The organism is Streptomyces alkaliphilus (assembly GCF_014141535.1).
Taxonomy (GTDB): domain Bacteria; phylum Actinomycetota; class Actinomycetes; order Streptomycetales; family Streptomycetaceae; genus Streptomyces; species Streptomyces alkaliphilus.
Map to the genome: position 1 here is coordinate 1 of NZ_VKHT01000947.1, position 1,921 is coordinate 1,921.

A 1,921-nucleotide genomic window follows, 5' to 3' on the forward strand; every position below is an offset into this window, starting at 1 on the left:
TATAAGAGCCAGACCCGCCCCCGCCTCGCCGCGGACATCCGCAAGCAGGCCCGTCGCGGCGTGGTCTCCATCGTGCTCTGCCTCGAGGACTCCATCAGCGACGCCGAGGTGGCCGGCGCCGAGGAGAACATCGTGCGCAACCTCGCCCGGCTGCGCCGCGAGGCCCCGGCCGAGGAGGTGCCCCTGCTCTTCGTACGGGTCCGCCGGCCCGCCCAGATCACCGACCTCACGCTGCGGTTGGAGGAGGACGCCGAACTCCTCGCGGGCTTCGTGCTGCCCAAGTTCACCGCCGGGACCGGCCCCGCCTACCTCGACGCCCGCACCGCGGCCGAGGTCCTCTCCGGCCGCCGCGTCCTGGCGATGCCCGTCCTGGAGTCCCCCGAGTTCCTGCACCTGGAGACCCGGGCCCCCTCACTGGCGGCCACCGCCCGACTGCTGGACAAGCACCGTGAACGCATACCCGCCGTGCGACTCGGGGTCACGGACTTCTGCGCCGCGTACGGCCTGCGCCGCAACCCCGAGATGACCGCCTACGACGTCAAGATCGTCGCCTCGGTCATCTCCGACGTGGTCAACGTCTTCGGTCGCTCGGACGGCACCGGCTACACCATCACCGGCCCCGTCTGGGAGTACTTCCGCCCCCGGGAGCGCCTCTTCCGCCCCCAACTGCGCACCAGCCCCTTCAGCGGACGCGGTGAGGAGGAGTTGCGCACCCACCTCATCGAACGGGACATGGACGGTCTGCTGCGGGAGATCGGTCTGGACCGGGCCAACGGCCTGCTCGGCAAGACCTGCATCCACCCCTCGCACGTCCCCGTCGTGCACGCCCTCTCCGTGGTCACGCACGAGGAGTACAGCGACGCCCGCGACATCCTCGCCCACGGCGTGGAGGGCGGCGGGGTCCTGCGCTCCGCCTACACCAACAAGATGAACGAGGTGAAGCCGCACCGCACCTGGGCGGCACGCACCCTGCGTCGCGCCGAGGTCTTCGGTGTGGCGCGCGAGGACGTGGACGTCGTGGCGCTGCTCGCGACGGGCCTGCAATGAGCGCCGGACACGGCGCGGAACGTCGGGAGACATCGCGGATGACCACCGGACACGACCCCCTCGACCCGTCCCCCGATCCGACGGGGGCCCCGGAGTCCACCGGGATCATCCCGCCGACCGGGGAGTGGGTGGCCCGTCGACTCGGCGTCCGCCTGCGCCGGGTACCGTCCGCCCCGGCGCCCGGCGGCGCCGACCCGGAGCCCCCCGCGCTGCGCGACCTCCTCGGGCTGGCCGTGCGCCGCAACCCCCGCCGCGCCCACCTGCTGGTCTCCACCGTCCTGGGCAAACACATCCCCCAGCGCCCGGCGGTCGTCCACGGCACCGCCGTCGCCCTGGGGCGCCGGGTTCGCGCGCTGCTGGGGGACCGGGCCGGGGAGACGGTGGTCCTGGGGTACGCCGAGACCGCCACCGCGCTCGGCCACGGCGTGGCCGACGGCATCGGCGACGCCGTGTACCTGCACTCCACCCGTCGCGCGGTCCCCGGCATCCCGCCCGCCGGGGGGTTCGAGGAGGAGCACAGCCACCACACCTCGCACCTGCTGCTGCCCGCCGACCCCGAACTGCTCGACGGCGCGGGGCCGATGGTCCTCGTCGACGACGAACTCTCCACCGGGCGCACCCTGCGCAACACCATCGCCGTGCTGCACGCCCGACGTCCCCGGGACCTGTGGGTGGTCGTCACCCTCACCGATCTGCGCGGCCCGGCCGACGTCGCGGCGCTGGAGAAGACCGCCGCCGAACTCGGCACCCGGATCGAGGTGGTGGCCCTGGCCCGGGGCACCGTCGAACTCCCCGCCGACGTCCTCGAACGCGGTCGGGCGCTGGTCGCCGAGGAGGAGGCACGCGCCTGTCTCTTATACAAATCTGACGCTGC

The 1,921-nt window shown here is 73.3% G+C and carries 2 protein-coding genes; both read left to right on the forward strand.

Translation table 11 applies throughout. The features are described from left to right. Window positions 1-1,047, forward strand: a 1,047-nt coding sequence (locus FNQ90_RS21370) for an HpcH/HpaI aldolase/citrate lyase family protein (RefSeq protein WP_182607848.1), incomplete at its 5' end; no start/stop codon positions are given. 38 nt (window positions 1,048-1,085) lie between these two features. Then, window positions 1,086-1,921, forward strand: an 836-nt coding sequence (locus tag FNQ90_RS21375) for a phosphoribosyltransferase domain-containing protein (RefSeq protein ID WP_182607849.1), incomplete at its 3' end; no start/stop codon positions are given.